Below are 21,161 nucleotides of genomic sequence, written 5' to 3'. Positions count from 1 at the left end.
GTTCCGCTGAACACGGCTTCATGCCTTCGCGACGTTCCGCCGAATACGGCTTCACGTTGATCGAGCTGATGGTCGTCCTGACGATCATCGGCTTCATTTCGGCTGCGGTGGTGTTGGCGATCCCCGATCCGCGCGGGCGGGTGATAGAGGATGCCGACCGCTTCGCCACGCGCATTGCCGCTGCGCGCGACGAAGCGGTCGTGACATCGCGGCCCATGGGGGTATGGGTTTCGGCCTCCGGCTATGGTTTCCAGCGCCGCGATGGAGGGCAATGGGTGCCCCTGGAGGACAAGCCCTTCGTCACCGCCAACTGGAAGGGGGGCACGCGGGCGCTGGTAGGCAAGGACGGGCGGCAGCAGATCGGTTTCGACGGCACCGGCCTGCCCACCGATCCCATGACCGTGACCCTGGCGCGCGAGGGCGAGCGGGTGTCGATTTCGGTCGATATGGCCGGAAAGGTCATGGTCGGTGGATAAGCGCGAACAGGGCTTTACCCTTCTGGAAATGCTGGTCGCGTTGGCGGTGTTCAGCCTCGCGGCGCTGGCGCTGGTGCGCTTGCAGGGCGTGACCCTCCATACGGCGGCTGACCTCGACAGCAAGGCGATGGGGCAGATCGTCGCGCGGAACCTGATGGTGGAGGTGCAGACCGATCCCGCGCCGCCCTCGCTTGGGTCCGGCCAAGGTGAGGTCGAGAATGGCGGCCGCCGCTGGCACTGGACCCGGGAGGTCAAGGCGACGGACGACAAGCGGTTGTTGCAGGTGAGCCTGACCGTCGATGGGCAGCCGGGGGCGTCGCCCGTGGTGCTGAACTTCGTGCGGGTGGTGCAGTGAAGCGGGCATCGATCCCTGACGAAGCGGGCTTCACGCTGATCGAATTGCTCGTCGCCCTGATGATCTTTGCCATGCTCGCGGCGGCGGGCGTGCTGCTGCTCGGCAACAGCGTGTCGGCGCAGGCGCAGATCAAGCTGCGGCTGGACGACATGGCGGCGTTGCAGAGGGCCGGGGGAGCACTGGCGGCCGATCTGGGGCAGGCGGTGCCGCGCATCAGCCGCACCGAATCGGGGACGCTGGCACCTGCTTTCTGGTCGCATCGGGAAGGGGAAGGCGTACCCGTTCTCCAGTTCGTGCGCGGCGGTTGGGACAATCTGGGCGATTTGCCGCGGCCTTCGCTGCAAAAGGTCGAATATTGGGTGCGGCAGGGGCGGCTGGAGCGGCGCACCTATGCGCAGATCGACGGCGCTGCGGGCGATGAGCCGGCGGTGCTGCTGGACCATGTCGAGGATGTGGCGTTGCGCTTTCGCGATGCCGGGGGCGAGTGGCGCGACGAATGGGTGCCGACCCAGCCCGATCTGATGCCGCGCGCGGTCGAAATGACGGTGACGCGAACAAGCGAGCCGCCCGTGACGTTGCGCTTTCTGGTCGGGCCGGGGCCGGTGGAAAAGCTGGAAGGGACGGCGACCAATGGCTGATCCCGGGAAGAAAAATGAGCGGGGCGCTGCACTGTTGACGGTGCTGCTGTTGGTGGCGGTGATGGCGGTGGTGGCCGCCACCGCGCTGGAGCGGCTGGCGCTGGCGACGCGGATGACGGGCAATGGTGGGGCGGTCGATCAGGCGCGCGCCTTTGCCGATGCCGGGGCGGAGATTGCGCGGTTGCGGATCGGCGATCTGGTGGCGGCCAATCCGGGCAAGACGACGCTCGCGGGGAACTGGATGGGCACGCCGCAGGCGATCCCGGTGCCCGGCGGCATGGCAACGGCGCGGGTGACGGATGGCGGCAATTGCTTCAACCTCAACAGCGTGGTGGCGGGCGAGAGCGAAGCGGACTTGAAGGTTCGGCCGGTCGGTGTCTCGCAGTTTCAGGCATTGTTGCAGGCGCTGGGCGTCGATGCGCGGCAGGCGCAGGGGGCGGCCGCCTCGCTCGCCGACTGGATCGACACGGACAGCGTGCCCCAGCCGAGCGGCGCCGAGGATGAGACCTATGCGCAGGCGGCGCGGCCCTATCGCACCGCCAACCGCTTCATGGTCGATCCCAGCGAATTGCGCGCGGTGAACGGGGTGACGCCGGCGATCTATGCTCTGGTGCGGCCGTGGGTGTGCACCTTGCCGACGGCGGATCTGTCGCCGATCAACATCAATACGCTGCTACCGGATCAGGCGCCGCTGTTTGCCATGCTGATGCAGGGGCAACTCAGCGTCGCGCAGGCGCGGCAATTGCTGTCACAGCGGCCAGCGGACGGTTATGGGAGCACGGTAGCGTTCTGGGCCGTGCCGGCGCTGGCGGGGCTGAGCCCGCTGGAAGAAGTGGCCAACCAGGTCAAGTTGACGACGGGATTTTTTGCAGTGGAAGTGTCGGTGGATGTCGGGGGAACGCAGGTGGTCGAACGGGCGCTGATCGATGCGCGGCAGGCACCGGCCCAGCTGATACGCCGCAATTGGGGGACCGGCGCATGAGCGCGGAAGGATTGATCGTCGCGCTGGCCGAGGAGCCGGGCGCGGAGCCGCTGTGGATGCGGGTGGCGAACGGCGCCATCGTGCAGACTGGCGCAGGCGCGAACTGGCTGGCGGCCTGTGGGCTGACGGCTTTGCCGGATGATATGGTGGTGATGCTGGTTCCTCCGGCTGCTTTGGTGACGCTGCATGCGGCGTCCTATCCTGATCTTCCTCCCCGGCAGGGTCGGGCGGCGGCACGGCTGGCGGCGCTGGCCGGGGGAATCGTGCCCGCCGATCAACTGTTCGCGGCGGCCAATGAGAATGACGATCCGGCGAGGCCACATCTGATCGCCGTCGCGGCGCGGGCGGATATGCAACATTGGCTGCTCTGGGCGCAGCATCATGGGCTGGATCCCGACATCATGGTGCCCGCGCCGCTGCTGCTACCCGAAGCGGAGCATGGGTTTCGCCGGGCGATCATCGGCGGCACGCCGGTACTGCGTGGCGCAGACATGGCGCTGGCCGGTGATCTGGCGCTGCCGGAACTGATCGGCGATGCTATGGTGCAGGATGTGCCGGCCGAGCAGGTCCATGCGCGGGCGATTGCCGCCCTGGAACAGCCGCCGCTGGACCTGCGGCAGGGCGATTTCGCGAAAAGGGTGCGGCGTTCCTTCGACAAGAGGGCGCTGGGCCGGATCACGCTGTGGTGCGCGCTGATCCTGTTCGTCGCTTTGGCGATCGCGTTGATCGGGCTGGCGAAACAGCATTTCGCGGCGAACCGCCTCGACGCCGACAGCCTGATCCGGGCGCGGCAGGCGGTGCCCGGCGCGACCGATCTGGTGCAGGCCGAAGCGGAGATGGACCGGCAACTCGCGGCCCGAGGAGCGGGCGGCTATGCCTTCACCGCTCCTGTATCGGGGCTTATGAAGGCGTTGCAGGACGCGCCGGGCGTATCGCTGACGGCGCTGTCGCGCGATCCTGACGGGATGATCCGCGCGACGCTCGCCTCCGCCAAGGCGGATGACATCAATATGGTGCTGCTGGCGCTGCAGGCGGCGGGGTTCACGATCACGGCGACGCCTTCCCAGGACCCGGGGGGGCGGACGCTGGCGGATATTACGGTGCGGTCATGATGGAACATCTGGGCAAGTTGTGGGACGAGCGGTCCCCGCGCGAACAATGGATGCTGGGCGTGATGTTCGCGCTGCTGGCGGTGGTGATCCTCTGGCTGGGCGTGTTGCGGCCGCTCGACATGGCACGGAGTTCGGCGCGCGATGCGCTGCGCGACGCGACGGATCGCAATGCCGCGATCCGGGGCAAGGTGAAGCTGCTCAAATCCCTGCCCCGTTCCGGTGATATTGTGCAGGCGACGATGCCGCTCGAGCAATTTGTCGGGCAGAGCGCGGGCGAGGCGGGTCTGACGCTGGAACGGGCGCAGGTGCAGGGCGCGGATCGGCTGGACATGGCGATGGCTTCGGTCCGGCCGGTGGCGCTGTTTTCCTGGTTGGCGGCACTGGAGGCGCAGGGTGTGCGGGTCGAAACGATGAGCGCGCGGCCCTCCCCCACGGCAGGCAGCGTGTCGGTGCAGGCGGTTCTGGTGCGGGGGGGCGGGCAATGATGGGCCTGACGCTATCGCGCCGGATGCGGATCGCGTTGATCGTGGTTTTCGCCCTGGGCTTCCTGATTTTCCTGCCGATGCGAATCGCGCTGGGCATGACCGGGCTGGAACGGTTGGGCGTGGCCGCGCGGGAGGTGCAGGGCACGGTCTGGAGCGGCGCAATCGACCGGTTGATGCTGGGCACGACCTCTCTGGGGTCGGTCCATGCCGGCCTGTCGCCGGTGCCGCTGCTCGTCGGGCGGGCGCGGTTCGACATCTGGCGACGCAATGGCGCGCCCGATGATCTGGCCGGCGCCATGACCGTTGGATTTGGGCGCATCGGCATCGATGATGTTACCGGCGCGGTGCCGCTGGGACAAACATTTGCGCCTTTGCCGGTCAGCAGTTTCGTCATGGAGGATGTGTCGGCCTGGTTCACCGGCGACCGCTGCGGTCATGCCGAGGGGCGGGTGAGGGCGCAGATGGCGGGGCAGTTTCCGGGACTGAACCTTTCGCAGGGGCTTTCAGGCGCGGCGAGCTGCGATGGCGAAGCGCTGTTGCTGCCGCTGGTGAGCCAGTCGGGACTTGAGAAGGTGAACCTGCGCATCTGGCGCTCCGGCCGTTATGTCGCGGAGATGCACGTCGAGACGGCGGATCCGACCTTGGCCGAAGCGCTGGCGAGGGCGGGCTTCGCCGATGCGGGGGGAGCGCATGTGCTGAAGGTCGAAGGAACGCTGTGATCCATCCGCTGGCTGCTGGCTTGGGCGGCATTGCAGGCGCCATTGCCGGAAGTTTTCTCGCCACGCTGATCCTGCGCTGGCCGCAGGGAAGGGAGGTCGCGCGGGGACGATCCGCCTGCGACGGCTGTGGGCGGTTGCTCGGCGTGCTCGATCTGGTCCCCCTGCTGAGCGCGCTGGTGCAGCGCGGACGCTGTCGGACTTGCGGCGCAGTGATCGATCCCTTGCATGGGCGGGTGGAGGCGGGGTGCGCGATCATTGGTGCGCTGGCGCTGGGATTCGCGCCCGAGCTGGGTGGGATCGGTTGGGCATTGCTGGGCTGGCTGCTGCTGACGCTGGCGGTGCTGGACAAGCGACATTTCTGGTTGCCCGATGCGCTGACATTGCCGCTGGCTTTTTTGGGTTTCACCATCGGGCTGTGGACGACCGATGCGGTGCTCGCGGATCGGGTGGTCGGTGCGGTGACAGGCTATCTGGCGCTGATGATCGTGGCGATCGGCTATCGACAGGTCAGAGGGCGCGAAGGGCTGGGGCTGGGCGATGCCAAGCTGTTGGGGGCGCTGGGTGCCTGGTTCGGCTGGCAGGCCTTGCCCTTCATCTTGTTGCTGGCCGCAAGTCTGGGGCTGCTTGCAATTCTGGCGGCGATGGCTGTGGGCCGCCCGGTGAATGGTGCGACGCGGGTGCCGTTGGGGACTTTTCTGGCTGTAGCGGCGGTGCCGGGCTGGTGGCTGTCGGTGCTGGCCGTTCAGATATGAGCGGAATTTTTCGAAAGCGCATCAAACCCCGTTGACCCATCCGTTCGTGCTGCTTATAGCGCCGCCTCACCGCAGGGCACGACCCGGCGGAATGCCCTTGGGGCGGAGTAGCTCAGCTGGTTAGAGCAGCGGAATCATAATCCGCGTGTCGGGGGTTCAAGTCCCTCCTCCGCTACCACCTTTACAGTCATGATGGACACCGGCGGATTTTCCGCTTGCATTCGTTCGTCCCCGTTGCACTAATGTTGCAATGCACAACCAGCCTTTGGCTGAGGGAGGAACGCCACTTTGCCCTTCCACGAAATGTTTGAGCCTGATGGTTCGATACGCCCCTGCTATGCCGAAGTGCAAAATTGGGTGGAGCGAACCGGCATTGCCGGGCTCAATCGTCGAATGGATGAGGCGGAAGCGATTTTCCGGCGCATCGGCATAACCTTCGCCGTCTATGGCGAAGGTGGCGACCCGGAAAGGCTGATCCCCTTCGATCTGTTGCCGCGCATCTTCATGGCCCAGGAATGGCGGGTGCTGGACCGGGGCATAAAACAGCGGGCGCGGGCGCTGAACGCCTTTCTGCACGACGTCTATCATCGCGGAGAGATTGTGCGAGCGGGCATCATGCCTGCCGACATCATCTACCGCAACAGCGCCTATCTGGCGGAAATGGCGGACTTCACGCCACCGGGGAAGGTCTACAGCCACATTGTCGGCATCGATATCGTGCGCACCGGGCCAACGCGGTTTGAGGTGCTGGAGGATAATTGCCGCACCCCCTCCGGCGTGTCCTATATGCTCGAAAATCGCGAGATCATGACGCGCATGTTCCCGGAGCTGTTCGCGCAGGGGCTGGTGGCGCCGGTCGATGATTATCCGGCGGAATTGCTGAAGAGTCTGAAAGAAGTCGCGCCGCCCGCCTGCAATGGCGATCCCGTGGTGGTGGTGCTGACGCCGGGATCGCTCAATAGTGCCTATTATGAGCACAGCTTCCTGGCCGATCTGATGGGCGTGGAACTGGTGGAACCCGCCGACCTGTTCGTCGATCAGGATCGGGTCTGGATGAAGACCACGCTGGGGCCGAAGGCGGTCGATGTCATTTATCGCCGCATCGATGACGAATATATCGATCCGCTGGTGTTCCGGCCTGACAGCCTGCTCGGCGTGCCGGGCATTTTCAACGTCTATCGCAGCGGCGGGGTGACGCTGGCATCGGCGCCCGGATCGGGGATCGCGGACGACAAGGCCGTCTATGTCTATGTTCCGGAAATGATCCGCTTCTATTTGGGTGAACAGCCAATCCTGGACAATATTCAGACCTGGCAATGTTCGAAGCCCGATGAATGCGCCTATGTGCTGGAAAATCTGCACGATCTCGTCGCCAAGGAAGTCCATGGTTCCGGCGGTTACGGCATGTTGATCGGCCCCAAGTCGACCAGGGATGAGGTCGCCGCCTATGCCGAGCGGATCCGGGCGAATCCCGGCGAATTCATTGCCCAGCCGACACTGGACCTGTCCACCGTGCCGACGCTGGGTCCGGCGGCGGTGGTGGGGCGTCATGCGGATTTCCGGCCCTATTGCCTGGTGGGCAAGCAGATCCGGCTCGTACAGGGCGGCCTGACTCGCGTGGCGTTGACCGAAGGGTCGCTGGTCGTGAACTCCAGCCAGGGCGGCGGGGTCAAGGACAGCTGGGTATTGCAGGATTGAACGGATGTTGAGCCGGACCGCCGAAAATCTCTTCTGGATGGCGCGCTACATGGAGCGTGCCGAGGCCACGGCCCGCCTGCTGACCATGGGGCAGCGCATGGCGATCCTGCCCGGCGCGCACCATCGCGACGAGTGGCGATCGGTGGTGCGGGCGACGGGGGCGTTCAACCATTTCCCGGAAGGCGCGCAGGTGACGGAGAGCGATGCGATCGCCTTTCTGATGCTGGACCTCGACAATCCCTCCTCCATCCGATCCTGCCTGTTGAAAGCCCGCGCCAATGCCAAGTCGGCGCGCACCATGCTGACGCAGGACATGTGGGAGGCTTTGAACGAAGGCTGGCGCAAGCTCGATAGCTATGATGTGGCGGAGGCGCGGCAGCAGTTGCCGGCGCTGATCGACTGGGTGAAGACGCGGGTGATGACCTTCCGCGGCGCGGCGCATTCGGGGCAGCTCCGCAACGAAGGGCATGATTTCCTGCGCGCGGGGTCGGCGCTCGAGCGGGCGCAGATGACGTTGCGGCTGTTGGACGTCAAATATTATGTGCTGCTGCCCGAAACCGAGGTGGTGGGCGGCAATCGGGACCATTATCAGTGGACCTCGGTGCTCTATGCGTTGTCGGGGGCACGGGCCTTTCACCATATTTATGGCGGCACCTACACGCCCTGGCAGATCACCGATTTTCTGATGCTCAACCGCCTGTTTCCGCGCAGCGTCGCTTATTGCTATGACCAGCTTGCCTATCGGCTGAACCGGCTGGCGGGGTGGCATGATGCGCGGGCCTCCTGTCACGATACCGTGCGCGAGATGGTGGCGGATCTGGAGCAGCTCGACAGTGGCGAGATTTTCCGCGTGGGCCTGCATGAAACGGTGCAGAATGGCCTCATGACCACCAACCGGCTGGGAGCGGAAATCGCCCAGGCCTATCATTTCGGCTGAAAGGGCAGCGCATGAAACTGCTTGTCCGCCACCAGACCATCTACCGTTATCAGGTCGCGGCCGGGCAGGTGGCGATGCGGTTGAAGCTGATGCCGGTCGATACGGCCGCGCAGAAAGTGCTGGACTGGCAGGTCAGCGTGAACGGCGAGGTGCTGACGCGCTTCGGTCCCAACGGCTTTGGCGAGATGGAGGCGATCTGGGTTCGGCATGACCGGATGGATCATGCCGTGATCGTGGCCGAGGGGCTGGTCGAAACGCGGGAAAGTCATGGTGTCGTGGGCTGGCCGCGCACGGCCGTAAACCCGCGCTATTTCCTGCGGGAGACGCGGCTGACCAAGGCGTCGGCGGCGATCCGGGACATGGCGCGCGCGCTGCCGGAGAAGGGTGGGGCGCTCGCCCGGCTCCACGCGCTGTCGGCGGCATTGCGCGAGGCGGTCGACTATCGCAGCGGCGTGACCACCGCCACCACCACGGCGGCAGAAGCGTTCGCGCTAGGCGCCGGCGTGTGTCAGGATCATGCGCAGATTTTCATCGCCGGGGCGCGGGCGCTGGGGATTCCGGCGCGCTATGTGTCCGGCTATCTGCTCGCGGATGAAGGCGATGTGCTGCATGAAACCCATGGCTGGGCGGAGGCGTTGGTGCCGGAACTTGGCTGGGTCGGTTTCGATCCGTCGAACCGGGTCTCCGTGACGGAATATTATCTGCGCGTCGCCAGCGGTCTGGATGCGGATGCGGCGGCGCCGATCCGGGGCTCGGTGACGGTGGCGGGCGATATCCGGATTGACGCGGACGTTCGGATCGCGCAGGCGGAGGAAGGGGTGGAACAGCGGCAGCTGCAACGGCAGCAACAACAAAGCGCGCAGGCCACCACGCGGGACTGAACAGTTGAGAGGGCCTTCGGCCGATGACTTATTGCGTCGCGGTGCGCGTAGATCAGGGGCTGGTCATGCTGTCCGACACCCGTACCAATGCGGGAATGGACAATATCGCGCGTTTCCGGAAGAGCTTCACCTACAGTGTGCCGGGCGAGCGCGCGATCACCATGATGTGTTCGGGCAATCTGTCGATCACCCAGGGGGTGAAGGCGATGCTGGGCCAGGCGATCAAGGACGCCACGCTCGATCCCGGGATCGAAACGATCCTCAATTGTCCGACCATGAACCGCGTTGCGCAGATTGTCGGCGACGCGATGTGCACCATGCAGGGGCGCTATCGCAACACGATCGAGATGCAGGGATCGGGGGCGGATGCCTCCATCCTGATCGCCGGGCAGCGCAAGGGCGGCAAGCCGCGCCTCTACCTCATCTATTCGGCGGGCAATTTCATCGAGGCGACGGAGGACACGCCCTTCTTCCAGATCGGCGAGCATAAATATGGCAAGCCGATCCTGGACCGCATCGTCCAGCGCGAAACCAGCCTGGAAGATGCGGCCAAGGCGGTGCTGTTGTCGATGGATTCGACCCTGCGTTCCAACCTGTCGGTCGGGATGCCGCTGGACCTGACGGTGATCGAGCGGGACCAGTTCGACTTCCGCGTCCGCACCCGGATCGAAGCCGATGATGAAGAATTCCAGCTGCTGTCCCACGGCTGGTCGGCCGCGCTGCGCAAGGGGTTTGAGGACCTGCCGAAAGTGCTCGACTGAATCCCAGCTTCTCGCTGTCCAAGCAAATCCATGGCTTGCGCGGGCGGGATGGGGGCCTATCTCATCGCGACAGACGAATCGTAGCCGGAAAGATGTTCATGACCGCCACCCACTCGACCCGCATGCTGATCCTCGGTTCCGGCCCCGCCGGCCTGTCTGCCGCCATTTATGGTGCGCGCGCGGGTCTGGCGCCGATCGTGGTGCAGGGCATGCAGCCGGGCGGGCAACTGACCATCACCACCGACGTTGAAAATTATCCGGGCTTCCGCGACGTCATCCAGGGGCCCTGGCTGATGGAGCAGATGCAGGCGCAGGCGGAGCATGTCGGCGCGCAGATGATGTACGACCAGATCGTGGATGTGGACCTGTCGGAGCGGCCCTTCCGCCTGAAGGGCGACAGTGGGACGGTGTACTATGCCGACAGTCTGGTGATCGCGACCGGCGCGCAGGCCAAGTGGCTGGGCGCGGAGGGCGAGCAGCTTTTGCAGGGGAAGGGGGTTTCGGCCTGCGCGACGTGCGATGGCTTCTTCTATCGCGGCAAGAAAGTGGTGGTGATCGGCGGCGGCAATACCGCGGTCGAGGAAGCGCTTTACCTGACCAACCACAGCCATGACGTCACATTGATCCACCGTCGCGATTCGCTACGGGCGGAGAAGATCCTGCAGCAGCGGCTGTTCGCGCATCCGAACATCAAGGTGGTGTGGAATCAGGCGGTCGAGCGCTTCGTCGGGGGCGGCAATCCGGAAGGGCTGGTCGGGGTCGACCTGATTGACACGGTGACGGGCCACAAATCGCATATCGAGACGGATGGCGCGTTCGTTGCCATCGGCCATCAGCCGGCGACCGAGTTGTTCGTCGACAAGCTGCCGATGGATGAAGGCTATCTTCTGGTCGAGAAGGGCACGACGAAAACCGCCGTTCCGGGCGTCTTTGCGGCGGGTGACGTCAGCGACAAAATCTATCGTCAGGCGGTGACGGCCGCGGGCATGGGCTGCATGGCGGCATTGGATGTGGAGAAATTCCTGGCCGAGGCCGATTTTGAGGCGGTAGCGGCGGAATGAAGTCCGGACGGGCGGTGGCATAGGTTACCGTCCCGATGGCACTTGTGCCTGTCTGCGCAGGCGAAGGACGGATTTAATTCCCGATCTTCGCCTGTGCGAAGGCAAGCAGCGTCCCGAACGTCTCGAACGTATCGCCGTCGATATCCTCGTCCTCGATCAGGATGTCGAAGCGATCCTCCATCTCGGTGAGCAGGCCGGCGACGGCCATGGAATCCAGTTCCGGCAACGCGCCGAACAGCGGCGTGTCCGCATCGAACGCGTCGACGCGCTCCTGCGACAAGGCCAGTACATCGCGCAGCAGCGCGCGCATCATTGTTTCGATGTCCATTGCCCGGTCGACCGGCTGAATATTGTCCGCCCGCATGATGCGCGCCTACCTAATCGCTCGAACGCTATCCGACAAGCGCTGAAATGGCCGTGCGTGCCGCGGGCAGCCAGACAGAGGCGCAGCGCGGGTTGAAGAAGTCGAGCCGGTAGAGCGTCTCGCGCGCCTCCATCCAGTCGGTCTTGTAGCCATTGTCGCCGGTGCCATAGTCGATCAGGGCCACGCCGTCCTGGTCCATGACATGGGCGAACATGGCATGGCTGAGCAGGCTGCCGGGCGAGGCGCCGTCAAAGGCCTGATCATGGGCGAGCTTATGGATCAGCGCCGTGCCGTTTTCGACGGTCCATAGTTGGGCGGCGACCGGCTGATCCTCCAGCCGCGCAAAGCCCAGCCGGAGGGTTCCGGCGGCGCTTTCCCGTTCGGCCAGCGCGCGCAGGAAAGACAGGCCGGGTTCGGGCTGTTTCCAGCTTCGCTCATGAACGGCGGTATAATCGCGCCATAGCCCATCGGTCAGCCGGTCCGCGATGCCGAGCGTGAAGCGGCTCGCGCGGCTCTTGCGGGCGATGAGGGTGCGCAGGCGTCCGGGCCGCTCCGTCCAATAGTCGGCAAAGCCGCGGCCTTCGGGACGCAGCAGATGCCGCCCGCCCATGGGCCGGCGCACGCCGAACCAGCCGGCGCGGCGGAATGCCTCCAGCAGGAGCGAGGCGGTGTCCGTCACTGGATAGAGGTCGACCTGCGTGCTGTCCTTGAGCAATTTCTGGGCGATGACCTCGATCAGGCGTCGCTGGACGATGGGGTCCGGCGCACCGAGGAAGATCGGCGACCAGTCGAAACTGTACCAGTTGGCCAAAGCGCTGAGACGCCCCGCCTTGGGTGAGAGCAGGAACAGCCAAACGGCCTTCCCGTCTTCCACGGCGTTGCAGATGCGGACCGGAATCTGAGGGAAGCAGTGGTCATGGAGCGATTCGAACCAGTCGATCCGGTGGAACAGGGAAGGCACGGTCGCACGGTCGAGCGCGCCGGAAAGCGCATGACGCGCTTCTGCAACGCTGCGATATTCCCTTGCGACCAGCAAACCACTATCTCCCCGGCAACATCATGGCGTTTAGGAAAAAAGTCTGGAGATGGAGTTAAGCGATTCCCCGGGGCCGATGAGGGTCGATGGCGCGGCGGTGCGGCCCATCGATCATATTTTGTTGCGCGGCGATCCGGCGCGGCCTGCGCTGGATGGACGGTCAGGCACGCAGACCTATGCGGAACTGGAAATCACCCTGGGACGGCTGGCCGCGTGGCTGGCGGGATTCGGGCTGGAGAAGGGCGCGCGAGTCGCGAGTTGGATCGCCAAGGGACCGGTGGCGGCGTTGATGCCGCTGGCCGCGCCGCGGGCCGGGCTGGTCCATGTGCCGGTCAATCCGCTGCTCAAACATGCACAGGTCGCGCATATCCTGGCTGATAGCGGGGCGTCGCTGCTGATCGGCACGGCAAGCCGGCTGGCGACTCTGGAGCCGGGCGATGTGCCCAGCGGATGCCATCTGCATCGGGAGGATGATGCCGCTGGCGCGATGAGCGGCGGGGAAGCATGGGGTCCTTCGGACGCGGCGGCGGACGATCTGGCGGCGATCCTCTACACCAGCGGATCGACCGGGCGGCCCAAGGGCGTAATGCTGAGCCACGCCAATCTGTGGCTGGGCGCCGTGGCGGTGGCGGATTATCTGAAGATGACGGAACAGGACCGGACGCTGTGCGTGCTGCCGTTCAGCTTCGATTATGGGCAGAATCAGCTGCTTTCGACATGGGTTGCCGGGGGGTGCGTCTATCCGCTGGATTATCTGACGCCGCGTGACGTGGTGAAATCGGTGGACCGGCGGGACATCAGCACGCTGGCCGGGGTGCCGCCGCTCTGGGTGCAATTGACCGAGCTGGATTGGGCGGCGGAGGTCGCGGGGAAGCTGCGACGCCTGACCAACAGCGGCGGGGCGCTGACCCGGCCTCTGGTGGCGAAGTTGCGGGCGCTGTTTCCCAACGCGGATCTCTATCCCATGTATGGGCTGACCGAAGCGTTCCGCTCGACCTATTTGCCGCCCGCGCTGGTGGAGAGCCATCCCGACAGCATGGGGTCGGCCATTCCCCACGCCGAAATATTGGTGGTGCGGCCCGATGGCAGCCTGACCGACGATGATGAGCCGGGTGAGCTGGTGCATTGCGGGCCGCTGGTGGCGCAGGGCTATTGGCAGGATGCCGCCCGCACGGCGGAGCGGTTCAAACCGGCGCCGGCGGCTTCCCGCTATGGCGGCGTGGCGGTATGGTCGGGCGATACCGTGCGGCGGGACGCGCAAGGCCTGCTCTATTTCGTCGGGCGTGACGACGCGATGATCAAGTCGGCGGGCAACCGCATCAGCCCGACCGAGATCGAGGAAGCCGCCGTCGCTGTCGAAGGCGTGGCCGAGGCCGTCGCGCTGGGTGTCAGGGACGAACGGCTGGGGCAGGCGGTGTTGTTGCTGTTGCGCGGGACGGTTCCCGAACTAAAGGCGAAGGTCGAGGCGCGGCTGAAGGCCGAGCTGCCCAATTTCATGCAACCGCGCGAGATCGTCATGCTGTCCGAATTTCCCCGCAATCCCAATGGCAAGATCGACCGCGTGGCGCTGGCGCGGGAGCATGCCGCATGAAGCCGATGGGACCGATCCCGCCGTTTTTTTCCGGCGAGGAGGGGATGCTGCTGATCGGCGGCTGCGGTGCGGCCAGCCTGGTCGACGATGCGGGCGACACGCCGCTTTTCGTCTATGACATGGGAATCGTGGAGGCGCAGGTGCGCGCCCTGCGTGACGCCATGCCCTCCATCCTGTCGCTGCATTATGCGGTGAAGGCGAATCCTTATGCCCCCTTGCTGGAGCGGATGGCGCGGCTGGTCGACGGCTTCGACGTGGCGTCGGGCGGCGAACTGACGCGCGCGCTGGAAGCGGGCATGAACGCTGCGCATGTCAGCTTCGCCGGACCGGGGAAGCGCGACGATGAACTGATCGTTGCCATCGACAGCGGTGCGACGATCAATCTGGAGTCGGAAGGCGAGGCGCGGCGGGCGGTTGCCTTGGGCGAGCGGCGCGGCAAGACGCCCCGGCTGGCGGTGCGGGTGAACCCGGATTTCGACCTGAAAGGCTCCGGCATGCGCATGGGCGGCGGCGCCAAGCCCTTTGGCGTGGATGCGGAGCGGGCGGCCGATCTGGCCCGCTGGGTGATCGATGCCGGGGCCGACTGGCGCGGATGGCATATCTTCGCCGGGAGCCAGGCTTTGGGCGCGGACGCGCTGATCGAGACGCAGGCGGCGACCATCGGCCTTGCGACCCGACTGTCCGAGGCGGTGGGCGCGACGCCGCCGCTGGTCAATCTGGGCGGCGGGTTCGGCATTCCCTATTTTCCGGGGGACGAGCGGCTGGATATTCGGCCCATCGGGCAGGCATTGGGGACCGTGCTGGACGGATGCGCCGACATCCTCCGGGGCAGTGAGTTCGCCATGGAACTGGGCCGCTGGCTGGTGGGGGAGGCGGGCGTCTACCTGACCCGCGTGGTCGATGTGAAGAAAAGCCAGGGCGAAACCTTTGTCGTGGTCGATGGCGGGCTGCACCATCAGCTGGCCGCCAGCGGCAATTTCGGCACGGTGGTCCGGCGTAACTATCCCATCGCCGTTGCCAACCGATTCGGGGAGGCCCCGGCGCAGGAAGCCGTGACGGTCGTGGGCTGCCTCTGCACTCCGATCGACAGACTGGGCGACAAGATTGCATTGCCGCCAGTGGAAGAGGGCGATCTGATCGCGATCTTCCTGGCAGGGGCCTATGGCGCCTCCGCCAGCCCTGCCGCTTTTCTGGGGCATCCAAGTCCCCGAGAGCTATTACTTGGCTGATTTGCCAATAACTTGACTCCTAACGCTATTTTTACCCTTTGCGGGCAAGAAGGCGGTCAAAGCCCTGTGCTGGCTGACTTGCCTTGTCTCTTTGGCGGTCGTCGGCGCGCGGTCGTGGCAAGAGGTGAAGAACATGCGTTTCGTGTCGGTTTCCCGGGCTTTGATCGGCGCATCGCTGCCTGCCCTGATCCTTTCAGGCTGTGCTTCGGGTGGCGGCGCGCCGAAATTGCCACCGGCCGCCTTCGTCTCGACGCAGGAAGGGCCGGGCGAGGAATATGTGATCGGTCCGCTGGATGACCTCACCATCTTCGTGTGGCGCAACCCGGATCTGGGCGCGAAGGTCCAGGTGCGGCCGGACGGACGCATCACCACGCCGCTGATTTCGGACATGCCCGCTGTCGGCAAGACGCCGAAGCAACTGGCCGACGATCTGAAGATCGCCCTGTCCAAATATATCGAAAATCCGCTGGTGTCGGTGATCGTCAACAATTTCTCCGGCACGTTCAGTCAGCAGGTGCGGATCGTCGGCGCGACGGAAAAGCCCGCCTCGATCCCGTTCCGCGCGAATATGACGTTGCTGGATGCGATGATCTCCGTCGGCGGCCTCAGCGAATATGCCGCAGGCAACAAGGCGCGGCTGGTCCGTTTCAACCGGGATACGGGCAAGCAGCAGGAATATCAGGTCCGCATCGGCGACCTGCTGAAACGCGGCGACAGCAAGGCGAATGTCATGCTGGCGCCGGGCGATGTCATCATCATTCCCGAAAGCATGTTCTGACATGGCGGCGCTGGTCGACGAACTGCTGGTCATCCTGCACGGCATCTGGACCCGGCGCTGGCTGGCGCTGGGGGTTGCCTGGGGCGTGTGCCTGCTGGGCTGGCTGGGCGTGGCGCTCATCCCCAACAGCTATGAGTCCAAGGCGCGGGTCTATGTGAACACCCAGTCGCTGCTGGAGGACAAGGTCGGCATCACCCAGGTCCAGTCGCAACAGGATCTGGACCGGGTGCGCCAGACGCTGGCCAGCACGGACAATCTGGACCGGGTGGTCAGGGAAACCGACCTCAGCCGCACGGTTGACGGCCCGCGCGACGTGGCGGCGAAGATCACGAAGCTGCGCGAAGGCATCACCGTGGTGGCGCAACTCGATCCGAGCATGATCGACATCAGCGCGACCTGGGCGGATTCGGGACTGTCGGACGGCGCCAACGCGCGCATCTCGCAGCAGATCGTGCAAAAGCTGGTCGACATTTTTCAGGAAACCAACCTGTCTTCCGACAAGGTCGAGACGAAGCAGAGCCTTGCTTTCCTCGACCAGCAACTGGCGGGCCGCGGCAAGCAACTCGCCGCCGCCGAGCAGCGCCGCGTCGAGTTCGAGCAGCGCTATGCCGGAATGTTGCCCGGCGCGGGTTCGATCGGACAGCGCATGGATGCCGCCCGGCAGGAAATCAACAATATCGATTCGCAACTCGTGCAGGCGCAGAGCGCTCTGGCGGCGATGAACGGGCAGTTGGCGGGGACGCCGCAAACCTTGCCCGGCATGGGGGCTTCGGGCGGCCCTTCGGCGCTTGCTCAGGCGCAGGCCGACCTGGCGTCGATGCGGGCGCGCGGCTTCACCAGCGACCATCCCGATGTGATCGCGGCGCAGCGGCAGGTCAATCTGCTGCGCGGTCAGGGAAGTGGCACGGCGGCGGGCACGCCCAATCCCGCCTATCTGTCGATCCGGTCGATGCAGGCGGAGCGCGCCGCGACGGTGCAGGGGCTTTCCGCCCGCAAGGCGCAGTTGCAGGCTGACCTCAATGCCATGACCTCGCGCCAGAGCGATGAGCCGGGCTTGTCCGCCGAGCAGGAAAAGCTCGATCGCGATTATGAGGTGCTCAAGACCCAATATGACAAGATGCTCGCCGATCGCGAGGAAATCCGCCTGCGCGGCGATGTGAAGACGGAAACCGGACAGGTCCAGTTCCGCGTCATCAATCCGCCGAACCTGCCCACGGCTCCGGCGGCCCCCAATCGGCCGCTCCTGTTGCTGGGCGTGCTGGTCCTGGGGCTGGGCGCGGGGATCGGCGCGGCCTTTGCGATGGCGCAGTTGAAGGGCGGTTTCCCCAATGCGGCGCGGCTGGAGAAGGCGCTGGGCGTGTCGGTGATCGGATCGATCAGCCAGACGGTCGGCACGGCGGTGGTCGCGGCGGAAAAGCAGCGGCTGAAATGGTTTGCGGGGGCGAGCGGCGGGCTGGCGGCGCTGTGCCTGCTGCTGATCGTCATCGAATTTGTCCAGCGTGGGCTGGCGTGAAGGGGACTGGCGATGAACAAACATAAGTCCCTGTCCGGCGGCTCCCTGATCGAGCGCGCGACCGAGATCTACGATTTCAGCGCAGCCCTGCGTGGCCGCGCCGCGCCTGCGGTGGAAGTGCCGGAGGGTGAGCCGCTCCTGTCGCCGGACGTTGAGATGGCACAGCCCGCGCCGGCCGCCTTCGAGGCACCGGAAACCGGCTATCGCGCGCCGGACTGGACCGGCCCTGTGCAAGCGATCGACCGCATTGCGCTGGTCGAGGCGGGTTATTTGCTGCCCGATGGGCCGGTGAGCGCAATGAGCGAGGAATTTCGCCTGCTCAAGCGCGATCTGCTGGCGGTGCTGGCGGAAGCCGGACGCGGCAATCGCGTCCTCATCTGCTCGGCGCATAGCGGGGAAGGCAAGAGCTTCTGCGCGATCAACCTGGCGCTCAGCCTCGCGGCGGAGAAGGATCGGGACATTCTGCTGGTCGATGCGGATTTCGGCAAGCCGGGCATTCCCGACGCGTTGGGGCTGACGGCGGGGCTGGGATTGATGGATGCGCTGGCCGATCCGGCGGTCGCCATCGAGGATTGCGTGCTGAGGACGGATATCCCCTCGCTGTCCGTGCTTCCCGCCGGGCAGCGGAGCAATAACGACACCGAATATCTGGCGTCGGCGCGGACGGAAATGCTGCTCAACCGCCTTACCGAGGGGCGGCCGGATCGCATCATCCTGTTCGATTCGCCGCCTCTGCTCGCGGCGTCCCCGGCGGCGGTGCTGGCGAGCCATGCCGCCGTCGCCCTGCTGGTGGTGCGGGCCGACAGCACCACCGAAAGCGCGCTGCGCGATGCCGCGAGCCTGCTGAAGGGTGGGCCGCAGGTAAAGCTGTTGCTGAACGGCGTGCGCTTCTCCACCGGCGGGCGGCGCTTCGGCAGCTATTATGCCAAGGGAAATGCCGACGGATGATGTCCCGCATTGCCCTTATTCTTGCGGGGATTGCTCTGACCTCGCCCGCCCTTGCGCGGGACGAGCAGCGCAAGGTCGATGTCACGCCCTATCTCGGCGTCGATCAGGTCGTGGTCGCGCCGATCAAAGGCGGCGGCGATGTTCTCACCTACACCAATGTCACCGCAGGCGTGACGGCCAGCGTGCAGACCCGGCGCATGGAAGCCTCGGCCGACCTGCAATATGCGCGCAGTTTCGGCTGGGGCGGCCAGATCAGCGATCAGGATGTCATCAGCGGCATTGTCAGCGGACGGTATGGCGTGGCGCGGGGGCTGACGCTGAATGCGGGCGGCCTTGCAACACGGGTGCGGACCGATGGGCTGTCGGGCGCAGCGGTGCGCAACGACGGCTATAGCAGCCAAGTCTATGCCGGTTATATCGGGCCGTCCTATACGACACGGCTCGGCGATCTCGACATCAACGCCTCCTATCGGCTCGGCTATGCGCGGGTCGAGGACGATCCTGGCCTTGCGCTTCCGGGCGTGGCGCGGGGAAGTTCCTTCGCGGATTCGACGACCCATGACCTGATGGGGTCGGTGGGCGTCCGCCCGGGCGTGTGGATGCCCTTCGGTCTGGTTGCCAGCGCGGGTTACAGCCGGGAGGATGCGAGCCAACTCGACCAGCGGTTCGAGGATAAGTGGGCGCGACTGGACGCGACGCTGCCGGTGTCGCCCACGGTCGCGCTGATCGGCGGCGCCGGCTATGAGGATATGAAGATCAGCCAGCGCTCGCCCTTGCTCGACGGCAATGGCGTGCCGCTGATCTCCTCGAGCGGCCGCTATGTCACCGATGAAAGCTCGCCCCGCCAGCTGATCTACGATTTCGACGACATTATCTGGGATGTGGGCGTGTTGTGGCGGCCGAGCCGTCGCACCTCGCTGACGGCGCGGGTGGGCGAGCGCTATGGCGGCATGACCTATTCAGGCAGCTTCATCTGGCAGGGGCGGAGCCAGAGTTTCGCGCTGGTGGTGTTCGACGGGATCGACAGTTTCGGGCGGGTCATCACCTCCGACGTGGCCGCACTGTCCGGCAGCAACCTCAATCTGGTGCGCAATCCCTTTACCGGCGATTTTACCGGCTGCGCCTTCTCCTCGACGGGCGGCGGACAGTGTTTCAACGATGCGCTGGCGGGCATTACGGGCGCCAATTTCCGTTATCGCGGCGTGGCGGCGCAATATGCGGCGGAGCGCGGACCCTGGGGGATGGGCATCGGTCTTGGCTATTCGCAGCGCAAATTCGTGACGCCCTCGGGCGAGACGGTGTTCGTGCGCGGAACGCGGGACCAGAACTGGTATGGCAATGCCTCGCTCACCTATCGGATCGACGGCCAGTCGAGCGTCGATGCGGCGGTCTATGCCAATTATTTCGACGCCAGCGGCAACCGTCTGGACGTGCTGAATCTGGGTGCTTTCACCAGCTATTATCGCCTCGTCACGCGCAATCTTCAGGCGTCGGCCTCGGTCGGCATCGACAGTGCCAAGGCGGACAAGCTGGACAGCGTTATCAACGCGATGGGCCAGCTTGGCCTGCGCTATACTTTTTAACCTGGAGCCCCACGGGCTGGAGAAATAGGCATGTACGATCAGTTCTACGGATTGCAGGGGCGCCCGTTCCAGCTGACGCCGGACCCGCATTTCTATTTCGAGAGCGCGACGCATCGCAAGGCCTTGTCCTATCTGGGCTATGGTCTGGCGCAGGGAGAGGGCTTCATCGTCATCACCGGCGATATCGGCGCGGGCAAGACCACGCTGGTCGGGCACCTGATGAACACCATCGACCCGTCGCGGCTGACGGCGGTGAAGATCGTGTCGACCCAGGTGGAGGGCGACGACATGCTGCGTCTGGCCGCGCAGAGCTTCGGTCTGGCGGTGGACGGCATGCCCAAGGCGCAGATCCTGCGCCAGATCGAGGGCTGGTTGCATGCGCAGGCACGGGCGGGGCGCCGTTCTCTGCTGATCGTGGACGAGGCGCAGAACCTGCCGATCTCGGCGATTGAGGAGCTGCGGATGCTGTCCAACTTCCAGTTGGGTGGCCAGTCGCTGTTGCAGATTTTCCTGCTCGGCCAGCCGGAGTTTCGCGACCTGCTGAAGTCGCCGGAACTGGAGCAGTTGCGCCAGCGCGTCATTGCGACCCATCATCTCGACCCGATGATGCGGCGCGAGGTCGAGCCTTACATCATGCACCGCCTGTCGCTTGTCGGCTGGCAGGGCGATCCGCAGTTCACGACCGAAGCCTTTGCCGCCATTTATGCGGCGACGGGCGGCGTGCCGCGCCGGATCAACGTGCTGGTGAGCCGCGTGCTGTTGCTGGGCGCGCTGGACCAGCTATCGGTGATCGATGCCGAAGTGGTCTATGCGGTCGTGGCCGATATGGGCGCGGATGCCGATGTCACGCCCGAACCGATGGCGCACAGCGTGCTGGATGAGGCAGAGGAACTGATCGAAATGCCGGCGCCGGTTGCCGTCGATACGGCGGTATCGGACGAGGTTGCGGCGCTGCGGGCCGAGGTTGAGGCGTTGCGCGCCGCACGGACGGAACCGGCGGTCAATCTGATGGACGAGATTCATTCGCTGCGGGCCGAGATCGATATGCTGCGGGCGGAAAATGACTTTGCGCGCAGCGCGCCGAGCGTCGATCCCGAAGCGCTCAAGGACTGCTTCACCCTGATCGAGGAGCGGCTTTCGACGCTGGAGTTCCGCGTGACCGAGCAGGACACCGCGCTGCGCCGGGTGCTGACGATGCTGGTCGAATGGGTCGAGCGCGAAGAGCGGATGGGTGCCGCGCCGCACAGCGCCGCCGCCTGAAC

22 protein-coding genes and 1 tRNA gene are annotated in these 21,161 nt (G+C 65.4%); 21 read left to right on the top strand and 2 right to left on the bottom strand.

The features are described 5' to 3' along the window. Positions 1 to 20: 20 nt before the first annotated feature. From F7P65_RS03125 to trxB, 14 genes are all read left to right on the top strand, one after another. Positions 21 to 476 carry a GspH/FimT family pseudopilin gene (locus tag F7P65_RS03125; RefSeq protein WP_150290300.1) on the top strand — a complete coding sequence of 152 codons (456 nt, stop codon included), beginning with the start codon at positions 21 to 23 and terminating at the stop codon, positions 474 to 476. Continuing rightward, positions 469 to 831: a type II secretion system minor pseudopilin GspI gene (gene gspI, locus F7P65_RS03120; protein ID WP_150290299.1), complete on the top strand. Its 363-nt coding sequence runs from the start codon at positions 469 to 471 to the stop codon at positions 829 to 831. Before F7P65_RS03125 ends, gspI begins: the two co-directional genes overlap by 8 nt. Next, the gene (gene gspJ / locus F7P65_RS03115; RefSeq protein ID WP_150290298.1) at positions 828 to 1,469 is read left to right on the top strand and encodes a type II secretion system minor pseudopilin GspJ; all 642 of its coding nucleotides are present in this window, start codon (positions 828 to 830) and stop codon (positions 1,467 to 1,469) included. Before gspI ends, gspJ begins: the two co-directional genes overlap by 4 nt. Further along, positions 1,462 to 2,451, top strand: a complete 990-nt coding sequence (gene gspK, locus F7P65_RS03110; protein ID WP_150290297.1) for a type II secretion system minor pseudopilin GspK — start codon at positions 1,462 to 1,464, stop codon at positions 2,449 to 2,451. Before gspJ ends, gspK begins: the two co-directional genes overlap by 8 nt. Then, positions 2,448 to 3,563, top strand: coding sequence for a type II secretion system protein GspL (gspL, locus tag F7P65_RS03105; protein WP_150290296.1), 1,116 nt, complete (start codon positions 2,448 to 2,450; stop codon positions 3,561 to 3,563). Before gspK ends, gspL begins: the two co-directional genes overlap by 4 nt. Then, positions 3,560 to 4,048 (top strand): type II secretion system protein GspM, encoded by a 489-nt coding sequence (gene gspM / locus F7P65_RS03100; RefSeq protein WP_150290295.1) that lies wholly within the window; start codon positions 3,560 to 3,562, stop codon positions 4,046 to 4,048. The genes gspL and gspM overlap by 4 nt, the downstream gene beginning before the upstream one ends. Then, positions 4,045 to 4,767: a type II secretion system protein N gene (gene gspN / locus F7P65_RS03095; RefSeq protein ID WP_150290294.1), complete on the top strand. Its 723-nt coding sequence runs from the start codon at positions 4,045 to 4,047 to the stop codon at positions 4,765 to 4,767. Before gspM ends, gspN begins: the two co-directional genes overlap by 4 nt. Then, positions 4,764 to 5,519 (top strand): prepilin peptidase, encoded by a 756-nt coding sequence (locus F7P65_RS03090; RefSeq protein ID WP_150290293.1) that lies wholly within the window; start codon positions 4,764 to 4,766, stop codon positions 5,517 to 5,519. The genes gspN and F7P65_RS03090 overlap by 4 nt, the downstream gene beginning before the upstream one ends. A 101-nt stretch (positions 5,520 to 5,620) precedes the next feature. Next, a tRNA-Met gene (locus F7P65_RS03085) sits at positions 5,621 to 5,697 on the top strand. Between the two features lie 110 nt (positions 5,698 to 5,807). Beyond that, a complete protein-coding gene (locus F7P65_RS03080; RefSeq protein ID WP_150290292.1) occupies positions 5,808 to 7,217 on the top strand; it encodes a circularly permuted type 2 ATP-grasp protein in 1,410 nt (469 codons plus the stop codon). A gap of 4 nt (positions 7,218 to 7,221) precedes the next feature. Then, on the top strand, positions 7,222 to 8,154 hold the full coding sequence (locus tag F7P65_RS03075; RefSeq protein ID WP_150290291.1) for an alpha-E domain-containing protein: 933 nt from the start codon (positions 7,222 to 7,224) through the stop codon (positions 8,152 to 8,154). 11 nt (positions 8,155 to 8,165) lie between these two features. Further along, on the top strand, positions 8,166 to 9,035 hold the full coding sequence (locus F7P65_RS03070) for a transglutaminase family protein (RefSeq protein WP_150290290.1): 870 nt from the start codon (positions 8,166 to 8,168) through the stop codon (positions 9,033 to 9,035). Between the two features lie 23 nt (positions 9,036 to 9,058). Continuing rightward, a complete protein-coding gene (locus F7P65_RS03065; RefSeq protein WP_150290289.1) occupies positions 9,059 to 9,796 on the top strand; it encodes a proteasome-type protease in 738 nt (245 codons plus the stop codon). 98 nt (positions 9,797 to 9,894) lie between these two features. Next, positions 9,895 to 10,857, top strand: a complete 963-nt coding sequence (trxB, locus tag F7P65_RS03060) for a thioredoxin-disulfide reductase (RefSeq protein ID WP_150290288.1) — start codon at positions 9,895 to 9,897, stop codon at positions 10,855 to 10,857. 73 nt (positions 10,858 to 10,930) lie between these two features. Here trxB and F7P65_RS03055 read toward each other — a convergent pair whose 3' ends face one another. Together F7P65_RS03055 and F7P65_RS03050 are read right to left on the bottom strand one after the other, a co-directional pair. Next, positions 10,931 to 11,221: an acyl carrier protein gene (locus F7P65_RS03055; protein WP_150290287.1), complete on the bottom strand. Its 291-nt coding sequence runs from the start codon at positions 11,219 to 11,221 to the stop codon at positions 10,931 to 10,933. A 28-nt stretch (positions 11,222 to 11,249) separates the two neighbouring features. Next, positions 11,250 to 12,257, bottom strand: coding sequence for a GNAT family N-acetyltransferase (locus F7P65_RS03050; RefSeq protein ID WP_150290286.1), 1,008 nt, complete (start codon positions 12,255 to 12,257; stop codon positions 11,250 to 11,252). 76 nt (positions 12,258 to 12,333) lie between these two features. Between F7P65_RS03050 and F7P65_RS03045 the strand changes: the two genes are divergently transcribed. From F7P65_RS03045 to F7P65_RS03015, 7 genes are all read left to right on the top strand, one after another. Further along, on the top strand, positions 12,334 to 13,848 hold the full coding sequence (locus F7P65_RS03045; protein ID WP_420853297.1) for an acyl-CoA ligase (AMP-forming), exosortase A system-associated: 1,515 nt from the start codon (positions 12,334 to 12,336) through the stop codon (positions 13,846 to 13,848). Then, positions 13,845 to 15,077 carry a pyridoxal-dependent decarboxylase, exosortase A system-associated gene (locus F7P65_RS03040; protein WP_150290284.1) on the top strand — a complete coding sequence of 411 codons (1,233 nt, stop codon included), beginning with the start codon at positions 13,845 to 13,847 and terminating at the stop codon, positions 15,075 to 15,077. The genes F7P65_RS03045 and F7P65_RS03040 overlap by 4 nt, the downstream gene beginning before the upstream one ends. A 133-nt stretch (positions 15,078 to 15,210) precedes the next feature. Next, positions 15,211 to 15,855: an XrtA/PEP-CTERM system exopolysaccharide export protein gene (locus tag F7P65_RS03035; protein ID WP_150290283.1), complete on the top strand. Its 645-nt coding sequence runs from the start codon at positions 15,211 to 15,213 to the stop codon at positions 15,853 to 15,855. Position 15,856: 1 nt separating this feature from the next. Beyond that, on the top strand, positions 15,857 to 17,368 hold the full coding sequence (locus tag F7P65_RS03030; RefSeq protein ID WP_150290282.1) for an XrtA system polysaccharide chain length determinant: 1,512 nt from the start codon (positions 15,857 to 15,859) through the stop codon (positions 17,366 to 17,368). A gap of 12 nt (positions 17,369 to 17,380) precedes the next feature. Next, on the top strand, positions 17,381 to 18,316 hold the full coding sequence (locus F7P65_RS03025) for a P-loop NTPase family protein (RefSeq protein WP_150290281.1): 936 nt from the start codon (positions 17,381 to 17,383) through the stop codon (positions 18,314 to 18,316). Further along, positions 18,313 to 19,899: a hypothetical protein gene (locus F7P65_RS03020; protein WP_150290280.1), complete on the top strand. Its 1,587-nt coding sequence runs from the start codon at positions 18,313 to 18,315 to the stop codon at positions 19,897 to 19,899. The genes F7P65_RS03025 and F7P65_RS03020 overlap by 4 nt, the downstream gene beginning before the upstream one ends. Positions 19,900 to 19,929: 30 nt before the next feature. Next, entirely contained in the window at positions 19,930 to 21,159 is a 1,230-nt protein-coding gene (locus F7P65_RS03015) for an XrtA/PEP-CTERM system-associated ATPase (RefSeq protein WP_150290279.1), read from the top strand. Positions 21,160 to 21,161: the final 2 nt, after the last annotated feature.

It is taken from the genome of Sphingobium estronivorans, assembly GCF_008692605.1.
Classification (GTDB): domain Bacteria; phylum Pseudomonadota; class Alphaproteobacteria; order Sphingomonadales; family Sphingomonadaceae; genus Sphingobium; species Sphingobium estronivorans.
Note: the sequence above shows the minus strand (reverse complement) of the source record. Positions and strands in the feature narration are given on the sequence as shown.

What these genes read in the sequence shown, in the direction of transcription:
- F7P65_RS03125 (WP_150290300.1), top strand. Translation starts at nt 21, where the DNA reads ATGCCTTCGCGACGTTCCGCCGAATACGGCTTCACGTTGATCGAGCTG.
- gspK (WP_150290297.1), top strand. Translation starts at nt 1,462, where the DNA reads ATGGCTGATCCCGGGAAGAAAAATGAGCGGGGCGCTGCACTGTTGACG.
- gspL (WP_150290296.1), top strand. Translation starts at nt 2,448, where the DNA reads ATGAGCGCGGAAGGATTGATCGTCGCGCTGGCCGAGGAGCCGGGCGCG.
- gspM (WP_150290295.1), top strand. Translation starts at nt 3,560, where the DNA reads ATGATGGAACATCTGGGCAAGTTGTGGGACGAGCGGTCCCCGCGCGAA.
- gspN (WP_150290294.1), top strand. Translation starts at nt 4,045, where the DNA reads ATGATGGGCCTGACGCTATCGCGCCGGATGCGGATCGCGTTGATCGTG.
- F7P65_RS03075 (WP_150290291.1), top strand. Translation starts at nt 7,222, where the DNA reads ATGTTGAGCCGGACCGCCGAAAATCTCTTCTGGATGGCGCGCTACATG.
- F7P65_RS03070 (WP_150290290.1), top strand. Translation starts at nt 8,166, where the DNA reads ATGAAACTGCTTGTCCGCCACCAGACCATCTACCGTTATCAGGTCGCG.
- F7P65_RS03065 (WP_150290289.1), top strand. Translation starts at nt 9,059, where the DNA reads ATGACTTATTGCGTCGCGGTGCGCGTAGATCAGGGGCTGGTCATGCTG.
- trxB (WP_150290288.1), top strand. Translation starts at nt 9,895, where the DNA reads ATGACCGCCACCCACTCGACCCGCATGCTGATCCTCGGTTCCGGCCCC.
- F7P65_RS03055 (WP_150290287.1), bottom strand. Translation starts at nt 11,221, where the DNA reads ATGCGGGCGGACAATATTCAGCCGGTCGACCGGGCAATGGACATCGAA.
- F7P65_RS03045 (WP_420853297.1), top strand. Translation starts at nt 12,334, where the DNA reads ATGAGGGTCGATGGCGCGGCGGTGCGGCCCATCGATCATATTTTGTTG.
- F7P65_RS03040 (WP_150290284.1), top strand. Translation starts at nt 13,845, where the DNA reads ATGAAGCCGATGGGACCGATCCCGCCGTTTTTTTCCGGCGAGGAGGGG.
- F7P65_RS03035 (WP_150290283.1), top strand. Translation starts at nt 15,211, where the DNA reads ATGCGTTTCGTGTCGGTTTCCCGGGCTTTGATCGGCGCATCGCTGCCT.
- F7P65_RS03030 (WP_150290282.1), top strand. Translation starts at nt 15,857, where the DNA reads ATGGCGGCGCTGGTCGACGAACTGCTGGTCATCCTGCACGGCATCTGG.
- F7P65_RS03025 (WP_150290281.1), top strand. Translation starts at nt 17,381, where the DNA reads ATGAACAAACATAAGTCCCTGTCCGGCGGCTCCCTGATCGAGCGCGCG.
- F7P65_RS03020 (WP_150290280.1), top strand. Translation starts at nt 18,313, where the DNA reads ATGATGTCCCGCATTGCCCTTATTCTTGCGGGGATTGCTCTGACCTCG.
- F7P65_RS03015 (WP_150290279.1), top strand. Translation starts at nt 19,930, where the DNA reads ATGTACGATCAGTTCTACGGATTGCAGGGGCGCCCGTTCCAGCTGACG.